The sequence below is a fragment of the Pyxidicoccus xibeiensis genome, assembly GCF_024198175.1.
Taxonomy (GTDB): Bacteria; Myxococcota; Myxococcia; order Myxococcales; family Myxococcaceae; genus Myxococcus; species Myxococcus xibeiensis.
In genome coordinates this window covers 266,804-281,649 of the sequence record NZ_JAJVKV010000007.1, presented here as the reverse complement: position 1 = coordinate 281,649, position 14,846 = coordinate 266,804, and the positions used below count along the sequence as shown (strand labels likewise).

Below are 14,846 nucleotides of genomic sequence, written 5' to 3'. Positions count from 1 at the left end.
GGCGGGAAGCTAATTCCCGGACGAGCACTCCGCCGCCAGCGTGTTCGCACGGTCGGGAAATCGTTCCGCCAGCGCACGCTTCACCGCGTCCACCGCGGCCGCGTTGCCGGTGTGGGCATGGAGCTGGCAGCGGGCGGTGAGGGCGCGCGGGTCCTGCGGGGCGAGCCGGTCCGCCTCCTGGTAGGCGCGCTCGGCGGCGGAGGTGTCTCCCTGCCGGAAGAGGACGGCCCCCAGGTAGTAGTGCGCCACGGCGAGCCGGGCGTCCTTGCGGATGGCGCGCCTGAGGAGGCTGGCGGCCTCGTCCACCCGCTGCTGGCGGAAGCGCACGAAGCCCAGCTCCGCCAGGCAGGCCGCGTCGTCGTGCTCCCGCGTCCAGGCGGCCAGGACGGTGGAGGCTTCGTCCAGCCGGCCACTCTGGGAGAGGAGGCGGCCGTAGCGAGGTGCCACCTCGGCCGAGCGCGGCTTCTGCGCGTGGGCCTTCGCCAGCGCGGCCAGCGCGCCGGGGATGTCGCCCTGCCGCTCGCGCAGCTCCGCCATGGCCAGCAGGGGCCGCAGGTCGCGCGGGGCCAGCGCGGTGGCCTCGTCGAGGGCGCGCTCGGCCCGCTTGCCCAGCCGCAGCTCGGTGGCCGCGCGCGCGGCGAGCAGGTGCGCCTCCACGTCCTTCGGGAAGCGCGACGTGTAGGACTCCGCCAGCTCCAGCGCCGGGGCGTGCGCGCCGGCCGCCAGCAGCAGGGCACCGGCGCGCGCCAGCTCCTTCGCCGTGGCCCGCGTGTCCAGCCCCAAGCCGGCGAGCGCGGCCACCTTCGCCTCGGTCGAAGACGCGGCCTCGGCCTTTGCCAGCCGCGCGGCGGGAGGCGACACCGGGCGCGTCATGAACCACGCCCCGCCGCCCCCGAGCGCGCCGAGGGCCAGCACGCCCACGAGGATGGGGCCCACGCGCGAGCGCTTCCCGGGCGCGGAGGCCTTCCCGATGAAGGAGTCGGGAGCCCCGGCCGCGACGGCAGAGGCCGAGGGCGAAGAGGGGGCCGTGGCCGACGCAGGGGCTTCCTCGGGTGGCACCGGGACCTTGGGCGCCGGACCCCAGGAAATCTCTCCCGGACGGTGTACCGCCGGAGGCACCCCGGGGCCCTCCACGTACACCGACACGCCGGTGGAGCCTGGCTGTTCGGGCACCAGGCGGATGGGGCGCGGCGGCGTGCCGCCGTGGGACGGGTCGGCGAGCCGCGCGCGGCGCAGGGCCAGGCGCTTGGAGTCCCGGTCCGGCGGGAAGAGGGTGTCCACGTACGCCGCGAGCTGCTCGGTCGTGGCCACCTCCGCCGCGCCGCCAATGGCCTCCATCGCGTCGATGAAGGACTCGAGGCTGTCGAAGCGCGCGGCCGGGTCCCGGGCCAGCGCCGTGAGGCACACCAGCTCCAGCGCCGCGGGCACGGACGGGTCGAACGCGGTGGGCGGCTTCGGGCGGCCCTCGGCGATGCGTCCCAGCACCTCTTCCGCCGTCATGCCTGTGAAGGGCCTGCGGCCACAGAGCTGCTCGTAGAGCATGACCCCGGCGGCGAACAGGTCCGCGCGGTGGTCCACCTGCCGGCCGGCGATCATCTCCGGCGACATGTAGAAGAACTTCCCCTTCAGCACGCCGGGCTCGGTGCCCGAGCCGAGCGACTCCGCCTTGGCGATGCCGAAGTCGATGACCTTCACCTCGCCATTCACGCCCACATGGATGTTGTCCGGGGTGAAGTCGCGGTGGACGATGCGCAGCGGCCGGCCCTCCTCGTCCACGGCGCGGTGCGCGGCGTCCAGCCCGCGGCAGGCCTCCACCAGCACGCGCAACGTAATCCCCAGCGGCACGCGCTGGCCGTGCTCGGCGGCCTCCTGCCGCAGCTCCGCGAAGGAGCGGCCTTCCAGCAGCTCCATGGCGATGAAGGGCTCGGTGCCCTCCATCCCCAGCTCCAGAATCGTGACGACGTTGGGGTGGCGCACCTGTGCGGTGATGCGCGCCTCGTTGAGGAACATCTGCACCACGCGCCTGTCGGTGGCCAGGTGCGGCATCAGCCGCTTCACCGCCACCGCGGGCCCGCGCTGTCCGTTCTCGTCGATGTGGCGCCCCAGGTACACCTCCGCCATTCCGCCTGTCGCGATGCGCGCGGACAGTCGGTAGCGGCCCATCCAGTAGGGGTTCTGCTCCGGCTCCAAAGTGCGCGCAGTCTACGTGTAGGAGCCGGTCCGCGTCCTGCTCGTGTCGAATGACGCGGCCGCCCGCTCGTCCCCTGGCGGGAACTTGCTCCGTTCCACCGGCAGTCCCACCCTTCGCGCATGCCGCGTCTGGACACGCTGTTGTGGCTGGTACATGCGGCGGCCACCCTCTACATGGTGGGCGTCATCGCGGTCGTCCAGGTCGTGCACTACCCGCTCTTCGCGCGGGTGGGCCCGGCGGCCTTCCCCACCTACGCGGTAGCGCACGCCCGGCGCATCACCTGGGTGGTGGGCGGGCCCATGCTCGTGGAGCTGGCGACCGCCGTGTGGCTCGCCTTCGGGCCGCTGCCACCGGGCGTGCCTGCCTGGATGGCCTGGGCCGGCCTGGGCGCCGTGGTGGCCCTGTGGGTGTCCACCTTCTTCCTCCAGGTGCCCCAGCACGAGGTGCTCCAGGGTGGGTTCGACCCCCGCGCACACCGGCGGCTGGTCTCCAGCAACTGGCTTCGCACCGTGTTGTGGGGGGGACGCGGCGTGTGGGTGCTCTACCTGCTCGCTCGCGCGATGGGGCGGGAGTGCTAACGTCCCGCGCCTGCAACGGCCCCTGGGGAGGAGGGCCCCTGACACGCACGCGCTGCGTACGGAGGAATGTTGGGCACCGTCCTCAAGGGTGGCTACGTCGTCGAGCTGGAGCCCGCGCTGGTGGAGCGCGTGGACCTGCGCATCGAAGGTGAGCGCATCGTCGATCGCGGGCCGGACCTGGCTCCCGCCCCTGACGACGAGGTCGTCGCCCTGTCCGGCAAGCTCGTCTTCCCGGGCCTCGTCAGCGCGCACCACCGCCTGCACGCGGTGCTCGGCCGGGGCATGCCCAACCCCCCGCTGGAGAACTACCAGGACATCCTGGAGAAGGTGCTCTGGCCCTACGAGAACGCGCTCGACTTGGACGCCGTGCAGGTGGCCGGGTGCGCGGGCGGCCTCGAGGCGCTCCAGTGCGGCACCACCACGGTGGTGGACCTGCACTCGTCGCCCAGGGCGGTGGCGGGCTCGCTGGTGCGGCTGGCGCGCGGGCTCCACGAGGTGGGCGTGCGCGGCGTGCTGTCCTACGCGGTGTCGGACCGGCTGGGCGCCATCGCCCGCGAGGAGGGGCTGGAGGAGACGGTCAGCTTCGCGAAGAAGGCCAAGGGCCGCTTCCGCGGGCAGGTGGGCGCGGCGCCCTGCTTCATGCTGGCGCCGGACGGGCTGCAGGGCGTGGCGGAGGCGGTGAAGTCGCTGGGCAATGGCGCGCTGCACATGCCGCTCGCCGAGGACCCGCTGGACGAGCGGCTGTCCACCGAGCGCTATGGCGCCTCGCCGGTGGCGCGGCTGCTGGAGGCGGGCCTGCTGTCACCCAAGAGTCAGCTGGCGCACGTGGGCCACCTGGAGTGGGCGGACCTGGCGCAGGTGATTGCCACCGGCGCGTGGATTGTCCACACGCCGCGCTCCAACCAGGGGCTGGAGGTGGGCTACGCGCCAGCGCTGAAGTTCGGCCACCGGGCCACGCTGGGCGTGGACGCCGTGTCGGCGGACCTGTTCGCGGAGGCGCAGGCGGCGTATCTGCGCTCGCGCGAGGCGGGGCAGCCCATCGACGTGCTCCGTTATCTGGCCAACGGCCACCGGCTGGTGTCGCAGCTGTTCGAGGTGCCGGTGGGGCCCATGCGCCCGGGCGCGCTGGCGGACCTGCTCATCCTGGACTACCTGCCGGCCACGCCGCTGTCGGCGGGGAACCTGGCCTGGCACGTGGTGTTCGGCCTGGGCAGCCGCCACGTGGAGGCCGTCATGGTGGACGGCGTGTGGCGCATGTGGGCCCGCCGTGCGCTGTCGGTGAGCCCCACGGTGGTGGCGGAGCAGGCGCGCGAGGCCGCCGCCGCGGTGTGGGCGCGCATGGCCGAGTCGAGGTAGCCGTCCGGCCGCTTGCCTTCCCGGCGCCGGGTCCGGTTTAGTCCTCCCATGCTCTTCCCAGTGCTCGTCGCGGGACTCTTCAGCGGGGCCATTCCGCAGGTGGGTGACACGGCGCCGGACTTCACGGTGAAGGACACCGCCGGCAACGCCTACACCCTGTCGGAGATGGTGAAGCAGGGCCCCGTCATCCTGGCCTTCTTCCCCAAGGCCTTCACAGGAGGTTGAACCCGCGAGCTCTCGGCGTACCGGGACAGGTACTCGGACATCGAGAAGCTCCATGGCCAGGTCCTGGCCATCAGCATGGATGACGCAGACACGCTCTCGCGCTTCAAGGCGGAGCTGAAAGCCCCGTTCCCCTTCATTCCAGACCCGGAGGGCAAGGTCGTCGCGGCGTATGACGTGAAGATGCCGCTGCTCTCGGTGCCCAAGCGCTACACGTTCGTCGTCGGCGAGGGACGGAAGATTCTCAAGGTGGAGACCGGCAGCGACGCCATCGACCCGAATGGGGCGATTGTGTCGTGCCCCATCCGCAAGCCCGGCTCGAAGCCGCCGGGCACGGACGCCGGCACGAAGTGACTCACGCCTCGCGAGAGGTGCGCCACCCGCGCAGCACCCACAGCTGCGCGGCCACCATGGCCACGGTGACGAGGAACATCACCCACGTCATCGCGGACGCGTACCCGATGCGCAGGTACTCGAAGCCGTTCTGGTAGATGTAGAGCGGCAGGAACGTCGTCGCATAGCGCGGGCCGCCCTGGGTGATGACCAGGGCGGGCACGAACGTCGTCTGCAGGCTCTTCATGACGTCGCGCGCGGCGAGCAGCCCCAGCGTGGGCGCCATCAACGGCAGCGTCACCTTGCGGAAGACGGTGAGCGCGCCGCCGCCCTCCAGCTCGCACAGCTCGTACAGCTCCTGCGGCAGCTCGCGCCGCGCGGCCAGCAGCACCACGAAGACCTCGCCCAGCTGGAACACGGTGAGCGCCACCAGCGCCCCGCGCGCGCCCCAGGGCGTGAGCAGCCAGCCTCCGTCCGCCAGGCCCGTCGTCTTCAGCACGAGCGCCAGCGGCCCGTACAGCGGGTTGAGCAGCCACAGCCACAGCAGCGCATAGGCGAGGTCCGGCACCACCGTGGGCAGGAACACCGCGGAGCGCGCCACCCCCGCGCGCTTGTGCAGCAGCAGCGCCAGCCCCATGGCCGCCACCAGTCGCAGGGGGACGGCGAGCGCGGCGAAGAGCAGCGAGTTGCCCAGCGCCGTCCAGAAGAGCGGGTCGTCCCACAGCCGGAGGAAGTGCGCCACGCCCACGAAGCGCGGGGCGCTCAGCGCGTCGTAGTCGGTGAAGGCCAGCCCCAGCGCCAGCAGCGCGGGCAGCCCCACCAGCAGCACGGCCGCGACGACGAAGGGCGCCGCCAGCCAGAGCATGGCCTCGCGGCCGCGCGGAGCCCGGGCCGTCACGGTGTCGCGGGCCTCGCCGGCGCGGCGTCGAGGATGCCCTGCACGGACTCGTTCAGCTCCTGGCCCAGCATGTTCACCTCGTCGAGCGAGCGCATCAGCCGGCGCATGGAGCCGCCCGCCTCCTGCGCGGGCCGCACCGCGTTGGAGTCCGCCTCTGTCAGCCGCGTGCCGGCGGGGGGCACGGTGTAGAACCACTCCTCGACGATGGCGTCCGCGCGCGTCTCCACCTCGTTCCACACCGACACGTTGGGCAGCCGGCGGATGTGGAGGATGGAGTCCAGGAAGACGCGGGCGGAGGCCGGGCGCTGGGCCGGGTCCAGGAACGCGGGCCCCTCCGCCACGCTGCGCAGCGACGGCACGGTGCGCCCGCCGCGCGCCACCAGCTCCGCGCCCACCGGGCCCAGCGCGAACTCCACGAAGCGGAAGGCGGCGTCCTTCGACCTGGACGCGCGCGACATGCAGTAGGCGTCCGAGTGCAGCACGGTGGCCACCTTGTGGTGCCGGGGCAGGGGCGCCACGTCCCAGTCCAGGCCGGGGACGTCGCGCAGCGTGGGCACCAGCCGCCGGCTGTTGAGGTGCATGCCCAGCCGGCCCGCGGCGAAGCGCGCCTCGTGGTTCTCCGACTTGGCCTCCTCCAGCGTGGGCGTCACCTTGAAGACGCGCTGGAGCCGGAGCACGAAGCGCAGCGCCTCCAGCGAGGAGGCGTCCAGCAGCATCAGCCGCCGCGGGTCCTTCACGTCGTCGACCAGCTCGCCACCGGCCTGCCAGATGAACGGGGCCAGGCGGGACAGGGTCGGCTCGAAGGCCACGCCGTGGACGTCCATGCGGCCGTCGCCGTCCTCGTCACGGGTGAGGGCCTGCGCCGTCTTCCGGAAGTCGTCCCACGTCCAGTCCGGCTTCGGAGGCGGCACGCCCAGGCGCTGGAAGAGGGCGCGGTTCCAGTAGACGACGAGGCTGGAGACGTTCTGCGGGATGCACGTCAGCGCGCCGTCGTAGCGGAAGGCCTCGACCGCCTGCGGGTAGAGGTCGCGCTCCTTGAGCACGGTGCTCCTCTCCAGCCGGGGGCCCAGTGGCTCCAGCACGCCCTTGGCGGCGAACTGGCCGAAGCGCCGGTAGTTGAGCAGGAAGAGGTCGGGCGGCGTGCCACCGGAGAAGGCGGTGGTGAGCTTCGCCATGTGGTCCTTCTGCTTGCCGATGGGAATGAGGCGCACCTTCACGTCCGGGTGCTTCGCCTCGAAGGCGGCGATGAGCTGGCGGTAGCCGCCCACCTCGGCCGGGTCTCCGAACAGCTGGAGCGTCACCTCGGTGGTGCCCGTCTTCGCGGGCTGCTGCCCCTGCGAGGCCGTGGGGGCCGGGTCCTCGCGCTTGCAGCCGCCGAGCACGGCCAGCCCCGCCAGCGCGAGCGCCGCGCTCCACCTCATCGTCCGAGCCATCCGCTGCCTCTCTCCTCACCGAGGAACATGCGCTGCGCGCCGAGGAAGGCGAGGACGGCGGGCAGGGTGACCACCACGGCACCGGCGAGCAGCACGGGCCACTGCGTGGAGCCGAGCAGCTCCAGCGCGTGCAGGGCCAGGGGCGCGGTGAGCGCGTCCTCGCCGCTGAGGTAGAGCAGGGGGTCGATGAAGTTGCTCCACGACAGGATGAAGGCCAGCAGCGCCACCGCGGCGGTGGTGGGCTGCACCAGCGGCAGGGCAATGGAGCGCCACAGGCGCAGGGGGCCGGCGCCTTCCAGCCGCGCGGCCTCGAACAGCTCCGGGGGCAGGCGCCGGAAGGCCACCGCGTAGAGGAGGACGAAGAGGGGACTGCCCCCCATGAGCGCGGGTGCCACCAGGGGCACGGCGGTGCCGGTGAGGCCCAGCACCTTGAAGACGGCGAAGCGGGTCAGCCACACCGCCGTGACGGGCACCATCTCCAGCAGCAGCACCGTGCCGGCCAGCGTCGTCCAGCGCCACCCGGAGGACTGCGCCAGCGCCAGCCCCGCCCAGGACGCGGTGAGCACGCTGAGTGGCACCATCAGTGCGGCCAGCAGCGCGGAGTTGAAGAGGGCGCGCGCGAAGGGCACCAGCTCGAAGGTGGCGACGTAGGCGGCCAGCCCCGCGCCCTGGGGCAGCAGTTCCACTCCGCGTGGGGGCGGAAGCCCGGGCGGACGCAGCGAGCCGGCCAGCATCACCACCAGCGGTGCGAGGAACAGCGCGGCCAGCACGCCGATGACGAGGACTCGCGAGGAGGAGCTGAAGAGGCGGGCGGGGGACGGCATCGCGGTGGGGGCCCCATTCGCGCCCACACCGTGGTGCGCCGTCAAGCCCGGGCGGCGGCTGTCGGTCCCTTCCGCCTTGCCGAATCCCCGGCCCGGTCCGAGTGTTCAGGCAATCGAGGGGCCGGCCAGGCGTTGTGCTCCATGGAGGTGTGATGACGGTCTCGAAGGTGTCCGGGTCGCTGTGGGTGGCGTTGTCCGTGGTCCTCTCCGGTGTGACGGCTTCCGCCGCGACTCCCGAGGCGCTCGTCGCGCGGTTCGTCGAGAGCAATGACTTCCACGGCGTCGTCCTGGTGGCGAGGGATGACGGCCTCCTGCACTACGGCGCCTACGGGCAGGCCGACGTGGAGGCCGGCAGGTCCACGGGGCTCGGGACGCGCTACCAGCTCGGCTCCATCTCCAAGTACCTCGCGTCGCTGGTGGTGCTGAAGCTCGTCGACGAGGGCACGCTGTCGCTGACGCGCCCCATCTCCGAGTACCTGCCCACGTACCGCAAGGACGTCGGCGGCAAGGTGACGCTGCACCACCTCCTGTCGCACACGAGCGGCGTTCCCAACGACCTGGCCACCGCGTTCCGAGCGAACCGGGAGATTGCGAAGGAGGAGCTGTCCACGGCGGCCGCGGTGGAGCGCTACGCGAGCGGCGCGCTCCAGTTCGAGCCCGGCAGCAGGTTCGACTACTCCCACTCCAACTGGATTCTGGTGCGGGCCATCATCGAGAGCGCCACCGGCCGCACCTACGAGCAGAACGTCCAGCGCTTCCTGGAGCCGCTGAAGCTGAAGGACACCGGCATCTTCTCGGGGGACTTCTCCTCCGCCGTTCCCGGGAGCGCCATGGGCTACACGTCCGTGCGGCCCCAGCCCGCGCGCTCCTCGATTCCCAACCCCGTCTTCATCGCGTGCGCGGGAGGCGCGTACAGCACCGCCACGGACCTGCTCACCCTGAGCCGCGCGCTCCATGCGGGGAAGCTCGTCTCACCGAAGGCGCTCGAGCAGCTCCGGACGCCGTACGTCGCGGACGAGGGCTACTCCTACGGCGGCCGGGTGAAGACGCTGAAGCTGGGCGGCCGGGACGAGGTCGTCGCCTGGCACAGCGGCTCGAACGGTCCCTTCAAGTCCCGGCTGAGCCGGGTGCTGTCGAATGGCCTGACGGTCATCCTCCTGAGCAACACCAACGCCGACCTGGGGAAGCTGGCCACGCTGACGGAGGAGCTGCTCCAGGCGATCTCCAGCGAGCCGAAGCCGTAGCGCGAGCAGGCAATTCAGCGGCGGATGAGCCCGAGCAGGGCCACGGCCAGCCGGTACAGGGGCCCCCGGTGACGGTGCGGGAGGCGGCCTTGAGCGGCTTCCCGGGCGAGGAGCGGTTCTCGTAGCGAGCGCCGCGCGACTAGCATGCCGCGCTCACGGAGGGCTGCCTGACGGACGCCTGCGGCACCCGCCGCGGCATCCCCTTCCGGAACCAGGCGAGCGTCTCCTCCAGCCCGTCCTCCAGGGACACCGTGGGCGCCCAGCCCAGCAGCTCCATGGCCCGGGTGATGTCCGGCCTGCGCTGCCGCGGGTCATCTTGAGGCAGCGGCTTGAAGACGATGCGGCCCCCGCCACCGTGCACCTTCCGCACGGCCTCGGCGAACTCGAGAGTCGTCATCTCGCGCGGGTTGCCCAGGTTCACCGGCTCGGTGACGTCCGACAGCGCCAGCCGCACCAGCCCGTCGATGAGGTCTCTCACGTAGCAGAACGAGCGCGTCTGCGTGCCGTCGCCGAACACGGAGAAGTCCTCGCCGCGCAGGGCCTGGCCCACCAAGGCGGGCAGCACGCGGCCGTCCTCCAGCCGCATCTTCGGCCCGTAGGTGTTGAAGACGCGCGCAATCCGGATGCGCAGGCCGTGCATGCGCGCGTACGCGGTGCACAGCGCCTCGCCGTAGCGCCTGGCCTCGTCGTGCATGGAGCGCGGGCCCACGGGATTCACGTGGCCCCAGTAGTCTTCCGACTGGGGGTGGACCAGCGGGTCGCCATGGACTTCGGACGTGGAGGTCTGGAGGAACACGGCGCCCTTCTCGCGCGCCAGCCGCAGCCCGTTCTCCGTGCCGATGGAGCCCACCCGCATCGTCTCGATGGGGAGCAGCGCGGAGTCGATGGGCGACGCCGGAGAGGCCAGGTTGAAGACGAAGTCCACCGGACCGTCCACGCGCAGGGGCTCGGTGATGTCGTGCCTCACGGCCCGGAGGTTCCCCAGCGGCGCCACGTCCGTGAGGTTGCGTGCGTTGCCGGTGAGGAGGTTGTCGAGGCTGATGACCTCGGCGGCCCCTTCGCGCAGCAGCCGCTCGCAGAGATGGGCGCCCAGGAACCCCGAGCCCCCGAGGACGACCACGCGCCTGCCCTTCATTTCGTTCATGCGCGCCAAGGTCTCGCCAGGGCAAGCAAGCGGGTACCCGTTCTCCGGGGCAGGGTGGGTTGCAGGGTCTCTTCCTGGACGCACGTCCACCGCGTGCATCGGATGCCCGGCACTCACCGCGTTCAGCACTTCACGCTGGCTCCGGGCTCGTACCCCCGTGCAATGCTGTGGGCTACCGGCCCTGGCGCGCGCGCCGGCTGTCGAAGACCTGGGCGGGCGAGCCATCCACCTGCGTGTCCTGGAAGGCCCCGCCCGTGTACTCGCCGATGACGCTCCGCCAGAAGGTGATGGCGGCCTGGTTGCCGGGGAGCTGGGACACCTCCCAGATGCCGGGGAAGCGCTGGAACACGGCCCGGGCGGCGAGCCGGCCCAGCCCGCGCCTGCGCTCGCCGCGCAGGATGAAGAACTCGCTCATCCGGAAGTCGCGCCCCTTCGTCATGTAGGGGAACGGGGCCTGCCCCACGAAGGCGAAGCCGACGGTGCGTCCCTCCGAGCGCAGCAGCAGGGGATGCACCTCGGCGGATGGGGCCAGCCAGGTCGGCAGGAAGTCGGGTTGCCACTGCCCCTGCTCATCGAGCCTGTACTCGACGCCGTACTCGCTCAGGTCGTGCAGGTAGAGCGGGTAGAGGTTGCGCAGCAGCGGGTGCTCGGCCGGAGTCGCCCGGAGAATGTCCATGAAGAGCCTCCCGGAGGCCCAGCATGACCGGTTGGCGCTTGCCCTGCCAGGACCGCGCGCGGTGGGTGCTGGGGAGGGGCCTGCGTCAGCGGCCTCCAGGGCTGCCGGCTGATGGAGCGAGGCTACCTTTGCTCCAGGAGACGACCATGGAAGGCGTGCATCGCGGCGGCCTGGCTGGCAGGGAGGCGTCCGGTCCGGGCGGAAGCCCCTCCGGGGCACGCAGGGGCTGGCCTCACGGCGCGGCGAAGTGGAGGGGCCTCCCCGCGAGGCTGAAACAGGAGTGGAAGCGCAACAAGCTGAGTGACGCGGCGGCCGCCCTCACGTTCTACGGTGTCCTCTCCCTCTTTCCCTTCCTGCTCTTCATGGTCGCCCTGGCGGGTGTCGTCATCCAGCCCGCCCAGGTGCAGGCGCTCGTCGGTGCGGTGGGCCGCGAGGTCCCTCCCGCCTTCAGCCAGCTCGTCTACGCCCAGCTCGAGCAGCTCACCTCCGGGCCCGGCAGGCCGTTGCTCACGTTCAGCGCCCTGGCCGCGGTGTGGTCGGCGACCGCCGGGGTGGTGAGCCTCATGGACGCGCTCAACACCGCCTACGGCGTGACGGAGCGCCGCCCGCGCTGGAAGGTCTACGGGATTGCGCTCGGGATGATGCTGGCGGGAGCGGTCCTGACGCTGCTCGCCGGGCTCCTCGCGGTGGGGGCCCCCGCGCTCGCCTCCAGGCTCGGGCCACCCTGGACGACACTCGTGGTCTGGCTGCGGCTGCCCCTCGCGGCGCTGCTGATGATGATTCTCTGGGCGACCCTCTACTCGGTGCTTCCGGATGCCCGGCAGAAGTTCAAGTTCATCACGCCCGGCTCCGTGGCGGGGGTGCTCGTCTGGCTCTCCGCCTCGCTGGGCTTCTCCTTCTACGTCTCCCGCTTCAGCACCTTCGGCATCACCTATGGCGCCCTGGGGGGCATCGTCGTCCTGCTGCTGTGGATGTGGATCTCCTCGCTCGCGCTGATGCTGGGCGCGGAGATAAACGCCGTCCTCGCGCGTCCTCCCTCCGACGAGACGCCCGGAACCCGGACTGTGTAGCCGCGCACCTCGCGTTCACACCCGGGTCTCATTCCTCGCGGTGCCCGTTGGGCGCAGGGTGACGGCGTCGCGGCGGACCTGCCGGGCGACGCGGCGGGTGGCCCAGGAGTGCGCCGATGTGCAGGGTCGCCTGTCCTAAAGTCGTGCATCCGGCATCGAGGCTGCGTGACAAGGCAATGCTCCCATTCCCTGCCGCGACCTACGTTGCCCTCACGAGCACGGGGGCTCGGTCCTGATGGGTCGCTGTCGCCAAGGAGGTCGGCGCGGCGGCCTGTCTCGACTGCCCGCGCCCCAGCGAGCCATTCCACAGGAGCGACCGCCTCTTGAAGACTTCGCCGGATAGCCATGCCCCGCGCGTGCGGCGGGTGTTGATGACCGCCGATACCCTCGGCGGCGTCTGGACGTATGCGCTGGAGCTCGTCCGGGCGCTCGCGCCACGCGACGTGGAGGTGACGCTCGCCACCATGGGCGCGCCGCTCTCCGAAGCCCAGTGGGCGCAGGCGCGCGCCCTGCCCAACCTCCACCTCGAGGAGAGCCGCTTCCGCCTCGAGTGGATGGACGACCCATGGGAGGACGTGCGCGCGGCGGGGGACTGGCTCCTCTCGCTGGAGGCGCGGGTGCGCCCGGACGTGGTGCACCTCAACGGCTATGCGCACGGGGCGCTGCCCTGGGAGCGGCGGCCGCTGGTGGTGGGCCATTCGTGCATCCTGTCCTGGTGGCGCGCGGTGAAGCGCGAGGACGCCCCGGAGCGCTACGCGCGCTACCGCGAGGCCGTCACCGCCGGGCTGCGGGCGGCGGGGAGGGTGGTGGCCCCGAGCGCGGCCATGCTGGAGGCGCTGCGAGCCCACTACGGTCCGCTGCCCCCCGCGGAGGTCATCCCCAACGGCCGGTTCCCGGGCGTCATGCCCCCGCGCGCGAAGCGGGAGCCCTTCGTCCTCTCCGCGGGCCGGCTGTGGGACGAGGCGAAGAACCTCGCCGCGCTGCGGGCCGCGGCGCCGCGCCTCGGCTGGCCGGTGAAGGTGGCGGGCGACGCGCGGCACCCCTCGGGACTCGCCGTGGAGTCCCGCCACGTGGAGCTGCTGGGGCACCTGTCCTCTTCGTCGCTGGCGGACTGGATGGGGCGCGCCAGCGTGTACGCGCTGCCCGCGCGCTACGAGCCCTTCGGCCTGTCCGTGCTGGAGGCCGCGCTGTCCGGCTGCGCGCTGGTGCTGGGCGACATCCCCTCGCTGCGAGAGGTGTGGGGAGAAGGGCCCGCCCTCTTCGTGCCGCCGGATGACGTCGGAGCGCTGGTGGATGCGGTGGAGACGCTGCGCCACGACGACACGCTGCGCACCCGGCTGGCCGTGCGGGCGCGGGCGCGGGCCCTCACCTACACGCCGCGGAGGATGGCCGCGGCCTACCTGTCCCTCTACGCCGCGCTCTCGGGGCTGCGCATCCCCGAAGCGCCGCCTCCGCCGCCCCGGACGCGGAGCCCCCTTCCGGAGACGCCGTCACCATGAGCGTCCAGCGGTGGGGCTGGCGTGCCGCTGGACTGATTCACGGTGTAGCGCGGAGCTGGAAGGAACGGACGTGTCATGAGAATCGCGGTGGTGGGGACGGGGTACGTGGGACTCGTGGCGGGGACGTGTCTCGCCGAGTCGGGGAACGAGGTCACCTGCGTGGACGTGGACGAGAAGAAGATCCACGACCTGCGGGAGGGGCGGCTGCCCCTCTACGAGCCGGGGCTGGAGGAGCTGCTGCGCCGCAACATGGTGGCGCGCCGGCTCCGCTTCACCACGGACCTGGGCAAGGCGGTGACGCCGGCCCAGGTCGTCTTCATCGCCGTGGGCGCGCCGCAGGGGGATACCGGTGACGCCGACCTCCAGTACGTGCTGGCCGCCGCGGAGGACATCGGCCGGGCGCTGCGCCAGTACACGGTGGTGGTGGACAAGAGCACCGTGTCGGTGGGCGCCGCGGACCGGGTGCGGGAGAGCATCTCCCGGGTGACGGACGTGGAGTTCGACGTGGTGTCGAACCCGGAGCTCCTCAAGGAGGGCACGGCGCTGGAGGACTTCCTCCGGCCGGACCGCGTCATCATCGGCACTTCCTCCGAGCGGGCGCGCAAGCTGATGGGCCAGCTCTACGAGCCCTTCGTCCGCACGGAGAGCCCCATCCTGTACATGGACACCCGCTCGGCGGAGCTGACGAAGTACGCCGCCAACGCGATGCTGGCCACGCGCATCTCTTTCATGAACGACATCGCCGCGCTGTGCGAGAAGGTCGGCGCGGACGTGGACTTCGTGCGCAAGGGCCTGGGGGCGGACAAGCGCATCGGCTACCCGTTCCTCTTCCCGGGCGTGGGCTACGGCGGCTCCTGCTTCCCCAAGGACGTGAAGGCGCTGGTGGCCACCGCGCGGGAGCACGGCCTGGAGCTGGACCTGCTGCGGGGGGTGGAGCGGACCAACGCGCGGCAGAAGCGCTCGCTGCTGGCCAAGGCGCTGAAGCACTATGGCGAGCTGGCGGACCGGACGTTCGCCGTGTGGGGCCTGGCCTTCAAGCCGAAGACGGACGACATGCGCGAGGCGCCGTCGGTGGAGCTCATCGAGGGCCTGCTGGGCAAGGGCGCGCGGGTGCAGGTGTACGACCCGGTGGCGGCGAAGGTGGCCGAGCGCTACTTCGGCAACCGGGTGCTGTACGCGCCGTCGGGCTACGCGGCGGCGGAAGGGGCAGAGGGGCTGTTCCTCGTGACGGAGTGGAACGAGTTCCGCAGGCCAGACCTGAAGCGGCTCAAGAGCCTGATGAAGGGGCACGCCATCTTCGACGGCCGCAACGTCTTCGACCCGGCCCAGGTGAGGGAAGAAGGCTTCACCTACTACGGCATCGGCCGGGTATAGCGGG

General features: G+C 72.0%; 13 protein-coding genes. 7 read left to right on the top strand and 6 right to left on the bottom strand.

The window, feature by feature from the left end:
• Positions 1–9: 9 nt before the first annotated feature.
• Complete coding sequence (locus LXT23_RS30380) at positions 10–2,163, bottom strand: serine/threonine-protein kinase (protein WP_253983838.1); 2,154 nt, start codon at positions 2,161–2,163, stop codon at positions 10–12.
• 147 nt (positions 2,164–2,310) lie between these two features.
• On the opposite strand from LXT23_RS30380, the gene LXT23_RS30375 reads away from it, so the two are divergent.
• The 3 genes from LXT23_RS30375 (at position 2,311) to LXT23_RS30365 (ending at position 4,701) form a co-directional block, all read left to right on the top strand.
• On the top strand, positions 2,311–2,769 hold the full coding sequence (locus tag LXT23_RS30375) for a hypothetical protein (RefSeq protein ID WP_253983837.1): 459 nt from the start codon (positions 2,311–2,313) through the stop codon (positions 2,767–2,769).
• A gap of 69 nt (positions 2,770–2,838) precedes the next feature.
• On the top strand, positions 2,839–4,125 hold the full coding sequence (locus LXT23_RS30370; RefSeq protein ID WP_253984017.1) for an amidohydrolase family protein: 1,287 nt from the start codon (positions 2,839–2,841) through the stop codon (positions 4,123–4,125).
• A gap of 48 nt (positions 4,126–4,173) precedes the next feature.
• The gene (locus LXT23_RS30365) at positions 4,174–4,701 is read left to right on the top strand and encodes a peroxiredoxin family protein (protein ID WP_253983836.1); all 528 of its coding nucleotides are present in this window, start codon (positions 4,174–4,176) and stop codon (positions 4,699–4,701) included.
• Position 4,702: 1 nt separating this feature from the next.
• Here LXT23_RS30365 and LXT23_RS30360 read toward each other — a convergent pair whose 3' ends face one another.
• Genes LXT23_RS30360 through LXT23_RS30350 form a run of 3 tightly spaced genes read right to left on the bottom strand, consistent with a single transcriptional unit; the run spans position 4,703 to position 7,835 of the window.
• The gene (locus tag LXT23_RS30360; protein WP_253983835.1) at positions 4,703–5,578 is read right to left on the bottom strand and encodes a carbohydrate ABC transporter permease; all 876 of its coding nucleotides are present in this window, start codon (positions 5,576–5,578) and stop codon (positions 4,703–4,705) included.
• Complete coding sequence (locus tag LXT23_RS30355) at positions 5,575–7,011, bottom strand: ABC transporter substrate-binding protein (RefSeq protein WP_253983834.1); 1,437 nt, start codon at positions 7,009–7,011, stop codon at positions 5,575–5,577. Before LXT23_RS30355 ends, LXT23_RS30360 begins: the two co-directional genes overlap by 4 nt.
• Positions 6,996–7,835, bottom strand: coding sequence for a carbohydrate ABC transporter permease (locus LXT23_RS30350; protein ID WP_253983833.1), 840 nt, complete (start codon positions 7,833–7,835; stop codon positions 6,996–6,998). The genes LXT23_RS30355 and LXT23_RS30350 overlap by 16 nt, the downstream gene beginning before the upstream one ends.
• A gap of 152 nt (positions 7,836–7,987) precedes the next feature.
• Between LXT23_RS30350 and LXT23_RS30345 the strand changes: the two genes are divergently transcribed.
• Complete coding sequence (locus tag LXT23_RS30345) at positions 7,988–9,079, top strand: serine hydrolase domain-containing protein (RefSeq protein WP_253983832.1); 1,092 nt, start codon at positions 7,988–7,990, stop codon at positions 9,077–9,079.
• A 139-nt stretch (positions 9,080–9,218) separates the two neighbouring features.
• On the opposite strand, the gene LXT23_RS30340 is transcribed toward LXT23_RS30345, so the two are convergent.
• A complete protein-coding gene (locus tag LXT23_RS30340) occupies positions 9,219–10,214 on the bottom strand; it encodes a UDP-glucuronic acid decarboxylase family protein (protein WP_253984016.1) in 996 nt (331 codons plus the stop codon).
• 181 nt (positions 10,215–10,395) lie between these two features.
• Positions 10,396–10,899, bottom strand: a complete 504-nt coding sequence (locus LXT23_RS30335) for a GNAT family N-acetyltransferase (protein WP_253983831.1) — start codon at positions 10,897–10,899, stop codon at positions 10,396–10,398.
• Positions 10,900–11,045: 146 nt separating this feature from the next.
• On the opposite strand from LXT23_RS30335, the gene LXT23_RS30330 reads away from it, so the two are divergent.
• From LXT23_RS30330 to LXT23_RS30320, 3 genes are all read left to right on the top strand, one after another.
• Positions 11,046–11,969 carry a YihY/virulence factor BrkB family protein gene (locus tag LXT23_RS30330; protein ID WP_253983830.1) on the top strand — a complete coding sequence of 308 codons (924 nt, stop codon included), beginning with the start codon at positions 11,046–11,048 and terminating at the stop codon, positions 11,967–11,969.
• A 371-nt stretch (positions 11,970–12,340) separates the two neighbouring features.
• Positions 12,341–13,468, top strand: a complete 1,128-nt coding sequence (locus LXT23_RS30325) for a glycosyltransferase family 4 protein (RefSeq protein WP_253984015.1) — start codon at positions 12,341–12,343, stop codon at positions 13,466–13,468.
• A gap of 75 nt (positions 13,469–13,543) precedes the next feature.
• Positions 13,544–14,842 (top strand): UDP-glucose dehydrogenase family protein, encoded by a 1,299-nt coding sequence (locus tag LXT23_RS30320; RefSeq protein WP_253983829.1) that lies wholly within the window; start codon positions 13,544–13,546, stop codon positions 14,840–14,842.
• The last annotated feature ends 4 nt before the right edge of the window (positions 14,843–14,846 follow it).